16 protein-coding genes are annotated in these 18,646 nt (G+C 65.3%); 10 read left to right on the forward strand and 6 right to left on the reverse strand.

Translation table 11 applies throughout. The annotated features are described in order from the left end of the window. Positions 1-184: 184 nt before the first annotated feature. The 4 genes from AC07PE_RS24575 to AC07PE_RS24590 all read left to right on the forward strand — a co-directional run bounded on the left by AC07PE_RS24575 (position 185) and on the right by AC07PE_RS24590 (position 4,922). On the forward strand, positions 185-766 hold the full coding sequence (locus tag AC07PE_RS24575; RefSeq protein WP_498769453.1) for a DNA-3-methyladenine glycosylase I: 582 nt from the start codon (positions 185-187) through the stop codon (positions 764-766). Between the two features lie 3 nt (positions 767-769). Then, positions 770-2,449: an FAD-dependent 5-carboxymethylaminomethyl-2-thiouridine(34) oxidoreductase MnmC1 gene (gene mnmC1, locus AC07PE_RS24580; protein WP_498769455.1), complete on the forward strand. Its 1,680-nt coding sequence runs from the start codon at positions 770-772 to the stop codon at positions 2,447-2,449. 71 nt (positions 2,450-2,520) lie between these two features. After that, the gene (locus AC07PE_RS24585) at positions 2,521-3,264 is read left to right on the forward strand and encodes a sensor histidine kinase (RefSeq protein WP_498769457.1); all 744 of its coding nucleotides are present in this window, start codon (positions 2,521-2,523) and stop codon (positions 3,262-3,264) included. Further along, the gene (locus tag AC07PE_RS24590) at positions 3,261-4,922 is read left to right on the forward strand and encodes a tetratricopeptide repeat protein (protein ID WP_498769460.1); all 1,662 of its coding nucleotides are present in this window, start codon (positions 3,261-3,263) and stop codon (positions 4,920-4,922) included. The genes AC07PE_RS24585 and AC07PE_RS24590 overlap by 4 nt, the downstream gene beginning before the upstream one ends. A gap of 106 nt (positions 4,923-5,028) precedes the next feature. On the opposite strand, the gene AC07PE_RS24595 is transcribed toward AC07PE_RS24590, so the two are convergent. Then, positions 5,029-5,739 carry a PhaM family polyhydroxyalkanoate granule multifunctional regulatory protein gene (locus AC07PE_RS24595; protein ID WP_498769462.1) on the reverse strand — a complete coding sequence of 237 codons (711 nt, stop codon included), beginning with the start codon at positions 5,737-5,739 and terminating at the stop codon, positions 5,029-5,031. 74 nt (positions 5,740-5,813) lie between these two features. On the opposite strand from AC07PE_RS24595, the gene AC07PE_RS24600 reads away from it, so the two are divergent. Both AC07PE_RS24600 and AC07PE_RS24605 read left to right on the forward strand, forming a co-directional pair. Then, positions 5,814-6,956: a DUF3108 domain-containing protein gene (locus AC07PE_RS24600; protein ID WP_498769464.1), complete on the forward strand. Its 1,143-nt coding sequence runs from the start codon at positions 5,814-5,816 to the stop codon at positions 6,954-6,956. 1 nt (position 6,957) lies between these two features. Continuing rightward, complete coding sequence (locus AC07PE_RS24605) at positions 6,958-7,725, forward strand: DUF3108 domain-containing protein (RefSeq protein ID WP_498769466.1); 768 nt, start codon at positions 6,958-6,960, stop codon at positions 7,723-7,725. Between the two features lie 51 nt (positions 7,726-7,776). Here the strand turns inward: AC07PE_RS24605 and AC07PE_RS24610 are convergent, their stop codons facing one another. The 4 genes from AC07PE_RS24610 to AC07PE_RS24625 all read right to left on the reverse strand — a co-directional run bounded on the left by AC07PE_RS24610 (position 7,777) and on the right by AC07PE_RS24625 (position 9,180). Then, positions 7,777-7,965: a hypothetical protein gene (locus AC07PE_RS24610; RefSeq protein ID WP_498769468.1), complete on the reverse strand. Its 189-nt coding sequence runs from the start codon at positions 7,963-7,965 to the stop codon at positions 7,777-7,779. Between the two features lie 30 nt (positions 7,966-7,995). Next, positions 7,996-8,391 (reverse strand): glutaredoxin family protein, encoded by a 396-nt coding sequence (locus AC07PE_RS24615; RefSeq protein ID WP_498769470.1) that lies wholly within the window; start codon positions 8,389-8,391, stop codon positions 7,996-7,998. Positions 8,392-8,410: 19 nt separating this feature from the next. Further along, positions 8,411-8,590 carry a hypothetical protein gene (locus AC07PE_RS24620; protein ID WP_498769474.1) on the reverse strand — a complete coding sequence of 60 codons (180 nt, stop codon included), beginning with the start codon at positions 8,588-8,590 and terminating at the stop codon, positions 8,411-8,413. 149 nt (positions 8,591-8,739) lie between these two features. Beyond that, the gene (locus AC07PE_RS24625) at positions 8,740-9,180 is read right to left on the reverse strand and encodes a hypothetical protein (RefSeq protein ID WP_498769476.1); all 441 of its coding nucleotides are present in this window, start codon (positions 9,178-9,180) and stop codon (positions 8,740-8,742) included. A 216-nt stretch (positions 9,181-9,396) separates the two neighbouring features. On the opposite strand from AC07PE_RS24625, the gene AC07PE_RS24630 reads away from it, so the two are divergent. From AC07PE_RS24630 to AC07PE_RS24645, 4 genes are all read left to right on the forward strand, one after another. After that, positions 9,397-9,603 carry a hypothetical protein gene (locus AC07PE_RS24630; protein ID WP_498769478.1) on the forward strand — a complete coding sequence of 69 codons (207 nt, stop codon included), beginning with the start codon at positions 9,397-9,399 and terminating at the stop codon, positions 9,601-9,603. A 225-nt stretch (positions 9,604-9,828) separates the two neighbouring features. Beyond that, the gene (locus AC07PE_RS24635) at positions 9,829-11,202 is read left to right on the forward strand and encodes a hypothetical protein (protein WP_498769480.1); all 1,374 of its coding nucleotides are present in this window, start codon (positions 9,829-9,831) and stop codon (positions 11,200-11,202) included. Next, a complete protein-coding gene (locus tag AC07PE_RS24640; RefSeq protein ID WP_498769482.1) occupies positions 11,195-11,944 on the forward strand; it encodes a hypothetical protein in 750 nt (249 codons plus the stop codon). The genes AC07PE_RS24635 and AC07PE_RS24640 overlap by 8 nt, the downstream gene beginning before the upstream one ends. Before the next feature lie 5 nt (positions 11,945-11,949). After that, positions 11,950-14,778: an ATP-binding protein gene (locus AC07PE_RS24645; protein ID WP_498769484.1), complete on the forward strand. Its 2,829-nt coding sequence runs from the start codon at positions 11,950-11,952 to the stop codon at positions 14,776-14,778. Between the two features lie 80 nt (positions 14,779-14,858). Here AC07PE_RS24645 and AC07PE_RS24650 read toward each other — a convergent pair whose 3' ends face one another. Next, positions 14,859-18,599, reverse strand: coding sequence for a DUF4214 domain-containing protein (locus AC07PE_RS24650; RefSeq protein WP_498769487.1), 3,741 nt, complete (start codon positions 18,597-18,599; stop codon positions 14,859-14,861). Between the last annotated feature and the right edge of the window lie 47 nt (positions 18,600-18,646).

Here is an 18,646-nt window from a genome sequence, read left to right on the forward strand (position 1 = left end):
ATATAAGCCCGGCGGAGGTCCATGTTCAAAAAGTGAAAGTAGGATAGGTCCTACAGGCTAACTCTTTGTAATTGGCAAATCTACATTTTTATAGGAAATTTTTATTGCAATGTAGACATTTAGATACACCGCCGAGAGAATTGCGGGCCATGTATCGCTTGGGCGCACGGGTTTATACTATGGCATGGACATCATCCGCTGCACCTGGGCCAACATGGCCAATCCGCGCTACATCGCCTATCACGACCATGAGTGGGGGGTGCCCTGCCATGACGAGACCACGCTGTTCGAGATGCTGAACCTCGAAGGGGCGCAGGCCGGGCTGTCGTGGGAGACCATCCTGAACAAGCGCGACAGCTACCGCGCCGCCTTCGACGGCTGGGATGCCGGGAAAATCGCGCGCTACGACGAGCTCAAGGTGGCCGAACTGCTGGCCAATCCCGGCATCGTGCGCAACCGCCTGAAGGTGGCGGCGGCGATCACCAACGCCAAGGCCTACCTGCGCATGCGCGAGGAGGGCTTGAGCCTCGACCAGTACCTGTGGTCTTTCGTCGATCATGAGCCGATCGTCAACGACTGGCCGGATGGCGGCCGCCCGGCGCGCACCGAGCTGTCCGACCGCATCTCGAAGGATCTCGGCAAGCGCGGCTTCAAGTTCGTCGGCTCGACCATCGTCTACGCCTACATGCAGGGGATCGGCATGGTGGACGACCACGACCGCGGCTGCCTGTGCCGCCAGCGCCAGCGGGAAGCACGAAGGGCCTGAATCATGGACTACCGGGACGCATGGCATGGCCAGGCGCGCTGCACCGTCTTCGACGCCGACTATGGCGACGGCGGCGGGTTCAAGGTGCTGGCCGACGTCTGGCGCACCGACCCGCACCGCTCGCCGCACCTGCATGTGATCGCCCTGAGCGGCCTGCTGCTGCCGGGTTTTCACCGTATCCCGCAAGCCGAGCCCGGGCTGACGCTGGACCTGCTCAGCGCCACGATCGACGATGCCCTGGCCCAGCTGACGGCACGGGTCGACCTGTTCCGCCTGCACGGCCTGGAACAGGCTGGCGCCGGCTTTGCGCGCGCGCTGGCGCGGGTGGCCACACCGCAGGCCCGCCTGCTGGGACAAGGTTTGACGCCGGAGCAGGTGGCGGCGCTGGAAGTGCAGGGCTTCGTGTTCGAAGCCTGTCCTGAGCCGGACAAGCAAAAGGCGCGCTTTGCCAGCCGCAAGCCGCGCCCCCCGGCGCCGCCGCTGCCGGAGCGGAGCGCCATCGTGCTGGGCGCCGGCATCGCCGGTTCCGCGGCCTGCGAGCGCCTGTGCGCGCGCGGCTGGGAAGTCACCCTGGTCGAGCGCCACCCGCACCCGGCCATGGAAGCCTCGGGCAACCGTGCCGGCATCTTCATGCCGCTGGTGTCCAGGGACGACAACATCCCGACCCGCCTGACCCGCGCCGCCTACCTGTACGCGCTGCGCCACTGGGAGCGCCTGGGCGGCATCGGCCCCGGCCGTGCGATCGAAGGACAGGCCTGCGGCGTGCTGCAGCTGGCGCGCGACCCCGGCCACGCCGAGGTGCAGCGCGCGATCGCCGCCGGCGGCGCACTGCCCGCCGATTTCGCGGAGTGGCTCGAACGGCCGCAGGCGGAAAGCCTGCTCGGACTGCCGGCGCCGGATGGCGGCTGGCTGTTCCGCCAGGGCGGCTGGGCCCGGCCCGGCAGCGTCTGCGACGCCATGCTGGCGGCCTGCGGCGGACGCCTGCAGCAGCGCTTCGGCGTCGGCAACGTCGGCATCGATTACGTCGATGGGCATTGGGAAGTCCGCGACGCGCAGGGCGCCGTGGTGGCGCGCGCGCCGACCCTGATCCTGGCCAACGGCGCCGGCGCGATGCAGGTGCCGCATGCGGCGCAGCTGCCGCTGACGGCGATGCGCGGCCAGGTCAGCCACGTGCCGGCCGACATGGTTCCGGCGCTGCCGGTGGTGCTGTGCCGCGAAGCCTACCTGACGCCGCCCGCGCACGGCGTGGCCAGCGCCGGCGCCACCTACGACGTCGACGGCGATCCCGCGCTCTCGCCCGCCAGCCACGAGGAAAACCTGCAGCGCCTGCGCGGCCTGCTGTCCGATCCGCAGGCCGCGCAAGGCGCGCCGCTGCAGGGCCGCGTGGGTTTCCGCTGCATCGCGCCGGACCGCCTGCCGCTGGTCGGCCGCCTGCCGGACTTCGATGCGGCCGGCGCCACCGAGCGCCTGCGCGACGTGCCGCGCCATCCGGGACTGTATTCGCTGCTGGGCTATGCCTCGCGCGGCCTGATCTGGGCCGGCTGGGCCGCCGAGCTGCTCGCCGCCCAGCTCGAGGGCGAGCCGCTGCCGCTGGAATCCGCGCTGGTCGACGCCCTCGACCCGGCCCGCTTCGTGTTGCGCGCACGCCGCACCTCGCGGGGGCCGCAACTCGCCGATATTTGATTTCTTGTAAGCAATTTCAACAAAAAAGGTACAATTAACGACCAGCAACATTTCACATATGAAAGGTTGAGATGGACGACCTATTGGCCGAGACGCCTCCCGACACGCCCGACACCCACGACCTGTTCCTGTTTCTCGCATCGACTGCGCACGACATGAAGAACTCGCTCAGCGTCCTGTCCGGCACGTTGGAGCGCCTGCTCGTCGCGCAGTCTTCGCTGTCTGCGCCGAAGAGCGACTCGGCCTACCCGGAAATGGCGCACATGCTGTACCAGACCAAGCGCCTGAACGACAACCTGATGCAGCTGCTGGCCCTGTACAAGCAGGTCGGCAAGCCCGACTATCCCTTCGACCTGCAGCCGGTCGAGCTGGGCCAGCTGGTCGAACAGGTGGTGGCGATCGGCCGCGTGCTGCTGAAGTCGCGCGGCATCCGGCTCGAACTCGACTACGACCCCAGCCTGATCTGGCACCTGGACGAAGACCTGGTCGTCGGCGTGCTCTCGCATGCGATCAACAACGCCATCCACTACACCTGCGACTGCGTGCGCCTGGCGATCCGTGAAAGCGAAGGCTGGCTCGAGCTGCGCGTCGAGGACAACGGCCCCGGTTATCCGCCGGCCCTGCTGAAAGCCGGCGCCATCGCCACGCGCGAAGTGGTGGGCGGGGTCAACTTCCTGACCAACAGCGCCGGCCTGGGCCTCTACTTTTCCAGCAAGGTCGCGAAGATGCACCGTCACCGCGGCCAGGCCGGCAGCCTGCGCCTCGAGAATGGAGGGGCATATGGCGGCGGCTGTTTCATCCTGAGGCTGCCATGAACGCCCTTGCAAGGGGCGCCGCCGTCGCCGAGATCGACTGGGCCGACAAGAACTACCTGGTGGTCGACGATTTCGTCGGCATCCGCCAGCTGCTGCGCGAGAGCCTGCGCAGCCTGGGCGCGAAGAACATCGACCAGGCATCCAGCGGCGGCGAGGCGATGGGCCTGCTGTCCCGCGTGCGCTACGACGTGGTCCTGTGCGACTACAACCTGGGCGACGGCAAGAACGGCCAGCAGGTGCTGGAAGAGGCGCGCGTGCGCAACCTGGTCAACCCGAGCACCGTGTGGCTGATGGTGTCGGCCGAGAAGAGCGTCGAATCGGTGATGGGCGCGGCCGAGCACCAGCCCGACGCCTACCTGATCAAGCCGATCACCGAGGGTGTGCTGCTGACGCGCCTGAACCGCGTGTGGCACAAGAAGCAGGTGTTCCGCATGATCGACCAGGCCTATGCGGAAAAGGATTATCTGCGTGCGGCCAGGCTGTGCGACGCCCGCATCGGCAGCGACAAGGTCCACGAGCTCGACCTGCTGCGCATGAAGGCCAGGCTGATGGAAAAGAGCGGCCAGCCGGCCCGGGCGCGCGAAGTCTACGAGCAGGTGCTGGAACAGCGCGAATACCAGTGGGCGCGCGCCGGCCTGGCCAAGATCCGCATGGCCAACGGCGAGTTCGAGCAGGCGCGCCAGATCTTCCAGAGCGTGATCGCGGAGAACCGCTACTACATCGACGCCTACGACCAGCTGGCCGCCGCCTACCAGAACATGGGCAAGATGGAAGAAGCCGGCGCCATCCTGGAGCGCGCCGCCAAGCTCTCGCCGAACTCCGTGCCGCGCCAGCGCAACCTGGGGAATATCGCGCTCAAGCTGGGCAATGTGCAGATGGCCGAGAAGGCCTTCCGCAAGTGCATCGCGATCGGCGAGTACTCGATCATGAAGACGCCGGATGCCTACCTCGGGCTGGCGCGCGTCTGCGGCCAGAAGAACGACACCAAGGAAGCGCTGCAGCTGCTGCTGGTGGCCCAGCGCGAGTTCGGCCAGGAGCATCCGGACATCGCGCTGCGCGCCAAGATCACCGAGGGCCTGGTCTACCACGAGAGCGGCGACTACCGGCGTGCGCGCAAGGCCGGCGACGAACTCGAAGAGATGCTCAAGCTGACGCCGCAGCGCCCCGACACCGCCACCTGCCTGGAACTGGCGACCCTGCTGTTCGCGGTGGGCGTGAAGGATGCGCCGGTGGAGCTGCTGTGCTACGTGATCCGCAACAACCACGACAACCCGCTGCTGCTGGACGAGGTGCAGGCGATCTTCGAGAAGGCGCGCATGGGCGATGAAGGCATGGCCCTGATCCGCAGTTCGAAAAAGGAAGCCGCGGACCTGATGAACCAGGGCGTGCTGCTGTGGAAGACCGGCAAGCTGGCCGAGGCTGTGGAGTGGATGCGCAATGCGCGCAAGGCGGTGCCGAACAACCAGCGCATCCTGTTCAATGCGGCCCAGATCATGGTCTCGCACATGCAGCAGCATGGCCACGATGCGGACCTCTGGGCCGAAGCCTGCGACGTGCTGCACCACGTCGATCGCCTGCTGCCGGGACAGCAGCGCTTTGCGCAGTTGATGGAGCTGCTGGCGGCTTTGCAGCCGGCGCCGGAAGAGACGGCTGCGTAGGGTGGGCACCCGGTGCCCACGTCCGGCCTTAGCTTAGCGTTCGCGTGGGCTCGTAAATCAGTCCCCCGGACTGATTTACCCCACTCTACGAATTACGAAATACGATTCACGACTTATCGGCTTTCGGTTTGCCTGCCCGCGCTCGCCCATTGCCGTTCGGCTGCGCCCCGGCTTCCGGCGCGGCCTGCGCTTGTGCTGCCGGCGCCGGCGCCGGCGTCTCGGTTTTCGCCTCCGCCTTGCCCGCCCCATCCGCCGGGCTCATCGCGGTCGCAACTGCCTGCGTGAACTGTTCCTGAAGCATATTCCACCAAGCGAGCGCAGCCGGCATGCCCATCGCCGCAGCTGGGTCCTGCGCGGCGCCCTGTGCCGCTTGCTGGTCCGCCGCCGGCGCGCCGGGCTGGCCCATGCCGCCGCCGCTGCCCGGACCTGGGGCCGATGCCGGCGGTGCAGCCGAGGCGCCCGGCGCCGGCTGCCCGAAGAAAGGGCCGAAAGGCATGGACGCCATCTTCTCGGCGCTCACGCCCGACTGGCGCATGGCCTCGGCCATCGAGGCGCCCATGGCCTTCAGGGTGGACAGGGTAGAGCGCTGGACTTCCATGGTCTGGATGGTCCCGCGCAGCATGGCAAGATTCATGTTCAGCCAGGATTCGACGGCCTTGAGGTCGGCGATGCGCTTGTCGAGGTCTTCCACGGACATCGGCGGGGCGGCCATGCCGGACATGTTCGTGCCCGGAAGGTTCATCGAACCCCACAGGTTCTTGACGAAGTCCAGCGTGTCCGTCATCCCGGGCATGTTGGCGGCAGGTGGTTTCAACATCAGAGTCTCCTGTTATCGGTGTCGATGAAGACTATCAGATAACGCATGCTGCTCATAGACGTTACACTAGCCGGATGAGCCTCGCTATCGCCTCGAACCGCCGCCGCCGGAAAATCGTGTTCGGCGCGCTCACGGTCCTGCTGCACCTGCTGGTGCTGGACTGGTTCAGCGGCCAGCTCGGCAAGCCGCGCGAGAAGGCGATGCAGGAGGCGCCGCCGGTCGAGGCGCAGCTGCTCGATGCCGCCAGGCCGCAAGCGCAGCCGCAGCCCGTGCCGCCGCCGCAGCCGGTCCTGGAAGCGCCGCCGCCCATGCCGCCGCTGCCGCTGGAACCGGTGGAGGTGGCGCAGGCCGGCGATGCATCTGCCGCCGCCGGCGAAGGCGATGGCGCGCGGGCGCCGGTTCCGGATGCCGCGCCGGGCGAGCAGGCAGCCGGGCAGGGGCGCGCCGCCGACGCCGTGGCCGACGTACAATCGCCCCAGGCCGGTACGCCGGCGCAGCAGGCCGTGGAGCCGGCAGCGAAGCCGGCGCCGGAGGCGCGCCGCTACAAGGTCGACCTGCCGCCAGCGGCCGACATCCTGCTGGACGTCGCGCGCACGGATGCCAACGGCACCCGCTGGAGCGGCGACGCCCTGCTGTCGTGGACGCTCACGCCGACCTCGTACAAGATCCGGGTCGAGGCCGGCATCACGGTCGTGTTCGCGCGCGTGAACCTGCTCACGCTCACCAGCGAAGGCACGGTCGGCGAGGAGGGCTTCATGCCGGCCCTGATGACGGAAAAGCGGCGCGGCCGTTCGATGACGGCCACCCACTTCAACCGCAAGGATGGCCGGCTGAGTTTTTCGGCGTCCGAAGCGAACTATCCTCTGGTGTGGGGCGCCCAGGACAAGGCCAGCGTGCCGCTGCAGCTGACGGCGATCGCGCGCGGCGATCCGCAGCAATTGTCGGGAAATATCGACATCCTTGTCGGCGAAGACCGCGACGCGAGCGTTTTCAGCTTTGTGGTGCTGGGTCAGGAACAGATCGACACGCGCATGGGCAGGATCGCCACCTGGCACCTGGCGCGCCCGCCCAAGCCCGGCTCGTACAACTCGCGCCTGGACCTGTGGCTGGCGCCCGATCACGGCTGGATGCCGGTGCAGATCCGTAACCTGGAAGCCAGCGGGGCGGTGACGACCCAGACCGTGAACAATATCGTAATGAAGAATTCAGGAAGCTGACATGAACAAGATGTGGAAACTGGCCGGCGTAGGCCTGTTGCTGGCAACGATGGCGCCAACGATGACGAACGCGGCGCCGGCGGCGGACGAGCACCCGTCGGTGGTGCGCCCCTTCAACCTGCCGCCCTCGGCCGACCTGGCCTACTCGATCAGCGCCCGCCAGCGCGGCTTCACCCTGAACGGCGACGCCACCCTGAGCTGGCGCCAGGGCGAGGGCAAGTACACGATCAACACCGATTCGCGCGTGGCCCTGCTGGGCAAGCTGACGGAAAACCGCAGCCAGGGCACGATCGACAGCTTCGGCCTGGCCCCGAACGAGTACTACGACAAGCGCTTCCGCAAGGACCCGGTCACGGCCAGTTTCGACCGCGAGGCCAGGACCATCGGCTTCAGCGACGGCAAGAAGAGCTACCCGATCAAGGGCGGCGAGCAGGACCGGGTGTCGGTCTCGTGGCAGCTGGTCGCCATCGCGCGCGCAGCGAAGGACAAGTTCAAGACAGGCTCGGAATGGGACTTCTTCGTGGTCGGCCCGCATGACGCCGACCCCTGGACCTTCCGCGTGATCGGCCGCGAAAAGGTGCAGGCCGGCGCCGCCATCGGCACGGTCGACACCGTCCACGTGCTGCGCGAACCGCCGCCCGGCTCGAAGGACCAGACCCTGGACATCTGGCTGGCGCCTTCGCTGGAGTGGTATCCGGTCAAGCTGCGCTTCGTCGACAACGACCGCGATTATGTGGAGCAGACGCTGGAGAAGATCAGCAAAAAATAAGGCCGGCGCGAGGCCGGCCGAAAAACAGGCCCGCCTGCGCGGGCCTTGCGCTTACACCGAACCCGGGCAATCCGCCATGCAGTCTAGATAGTTCTGGTCGCAGGTGGCCGGGTCGATGCCCGGGCTGTTCAGGCAGGACGTGCGGCCATAATGGCACCAGTACTCGCACGGGCCCGCCACGACCGAGGCCGAGGCGCCGACACCGATTGCAAACAGCAGGGTAGCCAGTTTCTTGTTCATGCAACGCTCCTTCGTGGTGAGAAAAACGCTTTACATGCTTTTCGATTTCAGCTGATCCAGGGCCGCATCGATCGCCTTCTGGTTGAAGCCGACCAGCTTCCGGTTGCCGATCAGGATGACCGGCACGGACTCACCTCCCAACTGGCCGAAATCGCGCTTGCCCTTGTCCGTCTTGTCGACGTCGAAGTCGCCGAAGGCGATATTGCGTTCCTTCAGGTAGGCGCGCGTCTTGGCGCAGAAAGGACAGGTGGCGGTGCCATACACGACAACCTGGGTCTGGGCGTTCGGATAATAAGCCGCGAAATTGCCTTCGCTGTAGCTTGGCTTGAGCATCCTTACGACCTGGGGTATGTAATGCCCGATACCCAGGCCGCCGGCCAGGATCAGCGCGTAGAGAGCAAGGCTCTTTGCTTTTTTGGCGAACATGCGCGTCCCTCGCTGGCAATCAGATGCCGCAGCGGGCGTAGCAGTCCTCGCGGTCCAGCTCACAATCCAGTGTCGGCGTGCCGGCGGCAACGCAGGCCTGGTAAGTGCGCAGGCAGGTCCAGCCGCAGCTGTCCGCAGCCTGGGCCGAGGTAGCGCCAACGCCGATAGCGAACAGCAGAAGAGCGAGTTTCTTGTTCATGCATTGTCTCCGGATGATGTTGATCTGATAGTGAACCCCCAGCTGTTGCCAAATCAAAATGTTTCACTTGATGTGACATGCTAAGCTGTGTTCAGTAACATCTAACATTGTTGCTCTAGAGTCAATGCATGGTGAATACTTAATAAAAATTAATCCTGCACGCCCGGATCGTCCGGCGAATCGTTCTCCCAGTGCAGGGTCATCTCCTTCGCTGCACTTCCCAGCCTGACGCTGCGCTTGAAGGTCTTGCCCTCTGCAGCGGCGCTGATCCGGTAAGTCCCCGGCGGCAGCTTGGCAAAGAACATCGGGCCCGTATTCGCCACGCTCAGCACGCTGGCGCCCTTGGCGTCGGCGATGTCGAGCTGGACGTCGGAGCGGTAGGCGCCGGTCTGCTTGGTAGCGAAAGTCAGGCGCAGGTTGTAGTCGGCCTTCAAGGCCTTCATGGCGTTCTGCTCGTCGGTGCCGACGCCGCCGTTGATGTAGGTGACGCCGTTCTGCTCTTTCGGCTGGGCGGCGGCAATGGCCGGTGAGATCAGGCAGACGGCCAGCGCCAGAGCTAAAGGCAGGGCCGTGTTCGCAAATCGTTGCATGGCATTCTCCTTGTTTTCCGATGTAAATATTGCAACATCAATTATCCTGCTGCGGGAAGAGAAGGGGCGCGCGGCTGAGCGAGGGAATGCACCATGCATATTCATCCGGATTCGATGCATATACCCTCATCACATAATGTCTTGCAGGTAACATTGTGAAGCCTGAAAACAGGTTTGCAGCTCTTTTCGAAACAATCTTCTGAAAGGAATAACAGAATGATCAGCTTCAAAAAAGCGATTTTTGCCCTGGGCCTCGGTATCGGCATGGCGGCTTCCATGAATTCCTGGGCGGCTCCGGGCTGCCTGGCCTGCCTGAACATGAGCCAGCAGTGCGACGCGGGAGACCAGAGCGCATGCCATTATTTCGAGCAGCTCGGCTGTGCCCGCTACGGCGACCAGGGAGCCATCAGCTGCAACGTGTGACCGATCGCTGAACGGTGCGCGCGCGTTCGCCATGAACGCGCGCTTCAGCCGGCAGAATGTATTGCTTCTTTTGCAAGTCAAGCCTTGTTTCACATCCGTTGCTTCAGCCAGACATAAAGTCCTCATCGGTCCTTTCTTATTAGTTGCTTAGTCTTAACTGTTATACTGACGACCCCGCGCCCGCCTTCATGGCCGCTGCGCGCGACAGACTGGTAAGCCTTTACGATGATCGACAACCTGGCAGGCGCCGCAGCCGCCGACCTCCATTCCATAGCGCCGGACGAGATTGATCCCCTGCAAGCCCACTTCCACGAGGGAGTGGCGCCGGACGAGATCGAGCAGGTCTATCACCTCAAGCGCGCCCAGCCCATGCTGCAGGCGTTTACGGCCCTGTTCCACGGCGGCCAGGACGGCGTGATCGTGCGCCTGCTGGTGCTGCGCGAGCTGGCCGCCGAAACCGGCGAATCCGCGTTTTCGCGCGCCGACATCAACACCAAGTTCGCCTACCTGATCCCGGAAAGCCTGGAGACGGTGCTGGGCCGCCTGCGTTCGCACGGCCTGCTGGCCTGGGACAATCCGGCCGCCGTGTACCGCATCACGCCGCTGGCGCGCAACGTGCTGGCCGCGCTCGATACCCTGCTGGCCCTCGGCCGTCCGGAAGAGGACGAGGCCGAGATGGGCTTCCTGCTGTCGCAGGTGGCGGGCGCCCAGGCCGTGGGCGGCGTGACGGTCGAGCAGCTCAAGCACCTGCTGGGCCGCCTGGTCGAACTGCACGAGGAGTTCCGCGACGCCATCGCCTCGGGTTCCGAATTCCGCCTGCGCGCCTCGCAGGCCAAGTGGCACATGGCCTGCGACTGGGTCGAGAAGGGCTCGGCGATCCTGCGCGCGATCACTTCCGACGAGCGCGCCGATTCGGCCACGCACAAGGCGGCGCAGGCGATCGGCCGCGCCCAGTCCTCGCTGCTGAACATGCAGGGCATGTTCTCGCGCGCCCTGAACCAGATCGAGCGCCAGCGCGTGCACCTGGGCCAGTCGGGCCTGTCGACCACCGACATCAAGCGCTGGCTGCTAGCCCACGAAGACCTGGCCAGCCTGGCCGAAGAAGCAATCGAGCGTCCGGTGCTGCCGCTGTTCATCACGCCGGCCGAGATGATCGACGTCGCCGAGACCGAGCTGATGACGGAACGCGTCGTCAACGTCGCCCCCGGCGGCCTGCCGAGCGGCGAAGACGCCCCGACCACCATCAACGACAACCCGGCGATGCAGGCGGAGCTCGACGACTGGATCAAGCGCCTGGCCGACTTTGCCAACCTCGATAACTTCCCGGTGATGGCCGAGGGTGCGCCAAAGAGCGTGGCGATCCAGGACTCGCTGCTGCCGGCCAGCTTTGCGGTGGCGTCCTACCGCGCCTCGCTGCTGCCGCTGCTGGGCGACCCCGCCGAGGCCAGCCTGCAGGGCCCGACCGCCGAACTGGCGCGCCTGCCGGTGGTCTTCTCGTCCGAGGACGAAATGGTCCAGCTGGACGATCCGCACGTGATGGCGATGTCGCGCGCGACCCTCTCATTGAATCTAGATTTGGACAGTAAAGAAGATGAATGACGACGCACAGATCCTGATCGCGCGACTGCTCACGCACCAGACCCTGCGCCGCGACGACAAGATGGTCAAGCGCGCGCTGTCCGACGATACCTTCCGCGCCGAGATCGACAAGCGCCTGCTGGAATCCGGCCTGAAGCTGATCGACAACGTGTATGCCGACCACGTCACGCTGGCCCTGCACCGCAACGTCGAACCGAAGATCTTCGGCGCCAAGGACATCTGGCAGAACAATAACTTCGGCCTGACCCGCGACGGCGTGGCCCTGCTGGTGGTGCTGTGGGCGCAGATCATCCTGCCCAAGCGCCAGCGCCAGGAAACCCACCAGGCGATCGACGTCGACCAGTCGGACATGTTCGACAAGGACAACCCGATCCCGCGCGCCGAGGACACCTCGATCGGCATCTCCTACACCGCGCTGCTGGCCGACTTCGGCGACAAGCTGGGCAAGAAGACCCGCATGGACATGAACCTGGGCCTGCTCTCGAAGCTCGGCTTCATCGAGCGCCGCGGCGACGTGATCCTGGAAGGCCCGCTGCTCGACCTGCTGATGGACACCGACCTGCTGAAGGAGCGCATCATCAACGGCGCCCTGGCCGACGTGTTCAAGCGCGCGCCGACCGCCGTCGTGCGCCGCGTGGTCAGTGAAGCGGCGAACGATGCGGGTTCCACAGAACCCGCATCGGCCGAACCGGTGGCGGTCGAAGCGCCCGTGGCAGTCGAAGCACCCGAATCCCAGGAGTAAAGCGCATGTTCCACATTAAATCTCTCGAGCTGGTCCACTGGGACTACTGGCAGCGCATCAAGAACATCCCGCTCGACGCCAAGATCATCACCATCGCCGGCCAGAACGGCTCCGGCAAGACCACGCTGCTCGACGCGCTGCGCACCCTGTTCGGCCTCGACTGCTCGATGGGCCGCACCTACAAGCACTATGCGCGCCACTCGGGCCAGCAGAGCGCCTGGATCCGCGCCGTGGTCGACAACAAGGCTTCGGGCCGCCAGCTGTCGAACCGGCCGTTCCGCCACAGCGGCTTCTTCAGCGACGACGAAGTGACGCTGTTCTGCCAGGTGCAGAAGAACGGCGGCGACTGGAAGCGCCAGTACCTGATGCGCCCCGGGAACATCGACATCGAGGAAGTGACGGAAGCCACCGACTGGCTGGGCGTCGAGAACTACAGGAAACGCTTAGCTTCAGCAGGGCTGTCGCCGGCCATGTCCAAAGTGCTGGCGCTGGAGCAGGGCGAGACGGATAAACTGTGCGAATACTCGCCGCGCCAGCTGCTGGACCTGGTGTTCCAGGTCTTCGGTGACAAAGAGGTGCTGGACGCCTACGACGAAGCCAAGCGCCACCAGCGCGACACCGAGACGGAACTGAAGCGCTTCGAGGCCGAGCTGGAAACCTCGCGCATCAACCTCGAAGGCCTGCGCCTGCGCGTCGCCAACTATCACCAGTGGGAAGACCTGAACAAGGAACGCCAGGCCCTGGTGGAAGAAGCGCTGCCCAGCCTCGAATACCACGAAGCGCGCGAAAAGGCGGCGCAGACCAGCCGCGCCCTGCGCGAAGCGAAGAAGCCGCTGGTGCAGGCCGACAGCCTGCTGGCCGAGAAGCGCCACGCGCTGGCGGCCCAGCAGCGCGCGCTGACCGAAGCCCAGCAGCAGGAAGTGCAGCTGGAGCAGGAAGCGAACACCCTCGCTGGCCGCCTCACGGAAGTCAACCGCAAGCTGAAGCCGCTGGAAAGCCTGCTGGAGCAGAAGGAGCGCCTGCAGAAGCTGGCCGCCGATTCCGGCGCCGACATCGCCGAGGTGTCCGCCCAGCTGCAAGAGAAAGAGGCGCAGCTCGCCAAGAAGAAGACCGAGCGCGACAACCTGGGCGCACGCATCGCCGAGGCGATGTCGACCATCTCGGCCCTGCAGGGCAAGAGCTCGATGCCGGAACCGGAAGCCCAGCGCCTGATGCGCCGCGCGCTGAACGATGCGAACATCCGCCACGCCATGCTGTCCGATATCGTCGAAGTGACGGATCCGAAATGGCAGGGCGCCGTCGAGGGCGTGCTGGGCGGCTATGCCTCGGTGGTGCTGCTGGAAAGCGCCAAGGATGCGCCGGCCGCCTACAAGCTGGCCGAGAAGGAGCGCTACCGCCACTTCATCGTGCCGGATTGCGTCAGCGCGCCGGTGGTCAAGGACGACACCCTGTTGTCGGTGGTGCGTTTCAGCTCGAAGGCGCCAGGCTGGCTGATCGACCAGCTCGAACGCATCGAGCGCGTCGAGTCCGTCGATGCCGGCTTCAAGAGCGATGCCGACGAGTGGATCACCCCGGACGCGTATCACAGGGAACGGCGCGGCGGACGCTCGCTGTTCGTCGAACCGTCGCGCTACCGCTTCGGCGCGGCCGGCAAGACCCAGCGCCTGGAAGCGATCCAGAAATCGCTGCCGGCGCTGGAAGCCCAGGAAGACACGCTGACCCTCGCCATCAGCAAGCTGGCAACCGAAGTGTCGGCGCTGCGCGTGCGCATCGCCGGTGTCGACGCCGTCAAGGAACTGACCGCGCGCCAGGCCGAGTTCGAAGAAGCCGTGCGCGCCATCGAGCCGCTCAAGGCCGAGCGCCTGGAAGTCGGCGCGCGCCTGGGCGAACTGCAGGTGCTGACCAAGAACGCAACCGTCACCCGCACCCGCGCCGACACCGTGTGGCAGAACGCCCGCATGGCCCTGTCGGAAGCGGAAGCCGGCATGCGCCTGAACCACCGCCGCCAGATCGACCAGCGCAGCGAGCACGCCAGCGTCCTCCTTGAACTGCGCCGCAGCTGGCGCCATGTGCCGAAGTCGTGGCGGAATCCGGAGCGCCGCGCCGCCCTGGTGGCCGCGCACCAGAACACGCACCAGGTCAAACTGCGCGTGGGTTCGCTCGACCAGACACTGGCTCGCGCCGACTGGGAACACGACCCGACCGTGATCGACCAGTACGCGCGCCTGAACGACCAGCTGTCGAACCGCCAGAACGAGACCGAGGAGCGCCGTTACCAGAACAACCGCGCGATCGAGGCCACCGACAATGCGCGCGGCGCCTACATCGAGCGCCTGCGCTACACGATCAAGACCTACACGAAGAACATCCGCGAACTGGGCGAGCTGGCCAACATCGAGGTCACGGTCGACCCGGTGCGCCTGGAGAACGACGACCTGCAGCTGGCCCAGGCCGGCCTGCACGTGCGCTTCAAGTTCGACGGCAAGGGCCAGATCGGCATGAACGACGGCGAAGCCTCGGGCGGCCAGCAGGTCATGAAGTCGCTGGTGCTGCTGATTGGTTTGCTGAAGTCGGAAGAAGGTTCCGGCGGCTTCGTGTTCATCGACGAACCCTTCGCCCACCTGGACATCCGCAACATCCAGCTGGTCGGCGAGTTCCTGAAGAACACCGACGCCCAGTACCTGATGACGACGCCGCTGACCCACAACACGGACGTCTACGACCCGTCGGACCTGACCCTCATCACCAGCAAGAAGAAGAAGGACACCCAGTGGGCGCAGCCGATCTTCGTGCTGCAGCGCAGGCAGGCGGGGGACGAGGCGAAGGCGGCGTAAGCCTTTCCTCTCCAAACGCAGCGCCAAGAAAAAAAGGCCGGCATTCGCGAGAATGCCGGCCTTTACTTCATGCCCGATCCTCAGGCAAGGGTGGCGGTATCGATGAAGAACATACCGTTCTGGTAACCGGCGCCGATCGAGCCGATCGAACCGACAATCTTGACGACATAGTCGGCGCTGGTGACGTGGCCATCCTTGTCGGCATCGACCACCAGGAAATTCACGTTATGGCCATTGCCGTCAGCGCCAAAGCTGACGAGCGCCGCTTGCGACAGGGACTGAGCAGTCTTGAACGTGTTGGGGGCAGTGACTACCGCATCCAGCGCAGCCAGCAAGGCGTTGCCGGTTTCGCTGCCGCTGAAGCTTGCGGCGCCCGTCACTTTGTAGAAATCTCCCAGCTTGATGTCCTCGAGGTTCAGCACCTCGGTGAACTTGGTCGTCCCGATATCGGCCAGGTAGACGGTATCGAAGCCATGCGCTACGGCGCCATCCGCGGCGAGGAAGGACTCGGTGCTGCTTGCGTACATCAGCTGGCTGGACGAGGTCTCGGTGTGGATCACATCGGCGCCCGCGCCGCCCGAGATCCAGGCGCTCCTGTAGGTGCTGCTGCCGGTCACGTTGATGGTATCGTCGCCGCCGAAGCCCCAGACGTGGGTGCCGCTCAGGCTGTCGCTGCCGGCCGTGCCAAAGGCATGGATCTTGGCGCTGTCCCCCACGGTGATGGCGCTCGTATCGTTACCTGCGCCGAGCACGCCCTTCACCGCGGTGGCCTGCACACCGATCATGGTCGGTCCGTTGACCAGATTGCCGCTGGCGTCGAGCGTCTTCAACTGGACCGGTGCGTTGCTGCCGTCGGTCAGGTAGGCCTTGGCCGTGAACTGAGCACTCAGGATCACGCTCAAGCCTGCTGCCGAGTACGACGAATCGGTCGTGAAGAAGCTGGTGTAGGGACCGTCAATGCTGGTCTGGTAATGGATATTGCCTGCCACGTCGGTGCCGCGCAGGGTGAGGAAGACGTCCGCGCCGCTCAGGTCGAAATTCTTGATCGTGATCGTCTTGTTCACGGTATCGATCATTGAGCTGTCGATCTTGTTCCAGGTGGACGTGGCATCGCCCGTGAACTCCCGTGTGTAGTCGAAGGTATCGCCTGCATCGATCGTCCCGGTATAGCTGAAGACCAGGTCCGGCGCCGACGCCGAGGTCGTGAGACCGTGCGTGGTCGGATCGGCGCCATTGAGCGACAGGCCGAGCATGGGCAGGTTGTTGTCGAGAGTGAAGTGCAGGGACACGGGCTCACTGGTGTTGCCGGCCTGGTCGAAGGTGCGTACTTGCAGCGTCTGTTCACCGGTCGATTGGGCATAGCCGGTCGCGGTGCCGTCGGCGCCGGGAGTGGCGCCCTGGTACCAGGTCTTGCCGTCGCTGCTGAACTGCCATGCGACGCCCTGCTGCAGGCCGCTGACGACGAAGCCGCCATTGCTGGTGATGCCGTCGCCGTCGATGCCGGTATCCTGGACCAGCTTCACGCCAGTGGGCGCCGGCGGTGCCGTGTTGTCGAGGTGGACCGTCACCGCGCTCGTGGTGTAGGTATTGCCGGCAAGGTCGCCGCCGGTTACGCGGAAATAATAGGTGCCGTCCGCCAGCGCCTGGCTCGCATCGAAGTCGTGGAAGTCATCCGATTTGCCGGTCGACGAGATCTGCGTGAGCTTGCTTACGCCATCGCTGTGTCCGCTCAGGGTGACATTGAACACCAGGCCCTTGCTGTTGGTCGTGAACTCCGTGCCGAACTTGCCGCCGACGCTGCTGATGTAGCCGCCGTAGAGCTTCTGGACCGTGTACTCGAGCGTCGTGACCGCACTGACGTTCTTTGACGTATCGGTGCTGCGCACCATCAGCGTCTGGGCGCCGGTTGCGCCCGTGTCCAGCGTGGCGCTACCGTTCACGACCGGGGACGTGCCCGTCTTCCAGCTCACGCCCTTGTCGTAGCTGAATTCCCAGGTGGCGCCTGCTTCCAGGCCGGACACCTTGATGGCGGTGTTGTTGGTGATGTTGTCGGTGGCGCTGGCGCCGCTGTCGACGGCGAGGGCGACGACCGGCGCGGCCGGTGGCGTGGTATCGGCCTGGCCGGTCACCGTCGTGCTCAGGTCCAGCACGTTGCCGGCTGCGTCCTTGGTCTGGATGACGATCTGCACCGGGCCGTGGCTCAGGTCCACGTCCTTGAAGGTGACCGTCTTCTTGACGTCATCGACGATCGTGTTGTTGGCGGTCGACCAGGTGTTGGAGTTGATGCGGTAGAACAGCGCTTCCGCCTTGCTCGCGTCGATCGTGCCGGTGTAGCTGAACACGACGTCGCCTTTGGCCAGGTCGCTATGGTTGCCGGCAGTGCCGCCGACCGAGACCAGCTTCAGGCCCTGGCCCGGCGCGACGGTATCGAGCGTGTACTTGAACGCGGTGCTGGTGAACTGGCTCTTGCCGCCCACGTTCTCGAGCGTGCGGACGGTCAGGTTCTTGACGCCATCGGCGCCCGGCGCGGCGATCGTGGCCATGCCGTTGGCGTCGGTGCTGCCACTGGTCCAGCTCTTGCCGTCGAAGCTGTAGTACCAGGTCTCGTTCGCATGCATGCCGCTGATCTTGACCGCACCGTTGCTGGAAATACGGTCGTTGGCCAAGGTGCCCGTGTCTTCGGCCAGCGACATGTTGAGGAAGGGCACGCTGTGGTCCATGACCAGCTTCAGTGCGTTCGATGTACCGCTGTTGCCGGCGGCATCCTTGACGGTGTAGCGGACGAAGTAGGTGCCGTCGGCCAGGTCGACTTCTTCCGAGACCGCTTTCCAGTCGTTGGCGTTACCGGTGGACGAGACCTCGAAGGTGGTGCTGGCGCCGCTCGGCTTGCCGTGCACGGCGATGAAGTACCAGATCGAATTCGCGACCAGCGTCGTATCGGCCGGCAGGTCCTTGCCATCCGGTCCGACGAAAGCGATGGTCGGGGTGATGGCGGGCGGGACTTCGACCGGCGGCGGATTGGCGGCCGCGGCGCCGGCGGACAGGCCGCCGTTGCTGACGGCGGTGGCCACGTCCTTGACGCTGGTGCCGGCCGGCAGGGAGTTCAGCAGGCCGGTCATGCCGCCGCCCTGCAGCAGGGTGCTCAAGCCGGTGCTGTCGGTCAAAGCCGCCTTGCCGATGCTGGCCAGGGCCTGCACCACGGCGACCGGATCGGCCTTGCCGCTGGCGGTGTTCAGTACCGCGCTCAGGTCGCCGCCATTGGCCAGCGCCTTGATCACGGCGGGGTTGTCGTGCGCGGTCTGGACCAGCGAGGCGCCGGCCTTGACCAGATTGTCGATGTCCGCCGGCTTCGAGTTGGCATTGACGGCCGAGATCAGCACGCGCGCCGCCTGGACGGCGGCATCGCCGTCATAGGTGACGCCCGAGGCCTTGACTTCGGCGGTGAACTGGGCCGCAACCTGCTGGCGCAAGGTCGAGGTCTGCGCGTCGCCATTCTGGGCGGCATGCATGATTTCGATGGCGGTGTTGGCCATGGTCAGGCGGCCGGAAGAGATCGCCTGCACCCAGAAATCCAGTCCCGATTTTTCCGGCGCCCGGCCGAACAGCTGCTGGTAGATGTCGCTGACCCGATCGCTCACGGATTCGCTGGCAAAGCGCGCGGTGGCTTCCTGTGAGTTGGCGAACGCGCTAACGATGGTACTGAAGTCACCGTTGTTTTTCTCGAGCGCGGCGGTCCAGAAGGCGAGGCCGGACGGATCTGCGGGACGCCCGTAATAGGCGAGGTAGAAGGCGTTGACGGTATCGCCGTAATTGGTTGCCATGGTTTCCTTGAGGGTCGGTGGAAGAAGCTTGCACACTTCTTGAACGC

The organism is Telluria sp. GW821-FHT07G12, from assembly GCF_059418525.1.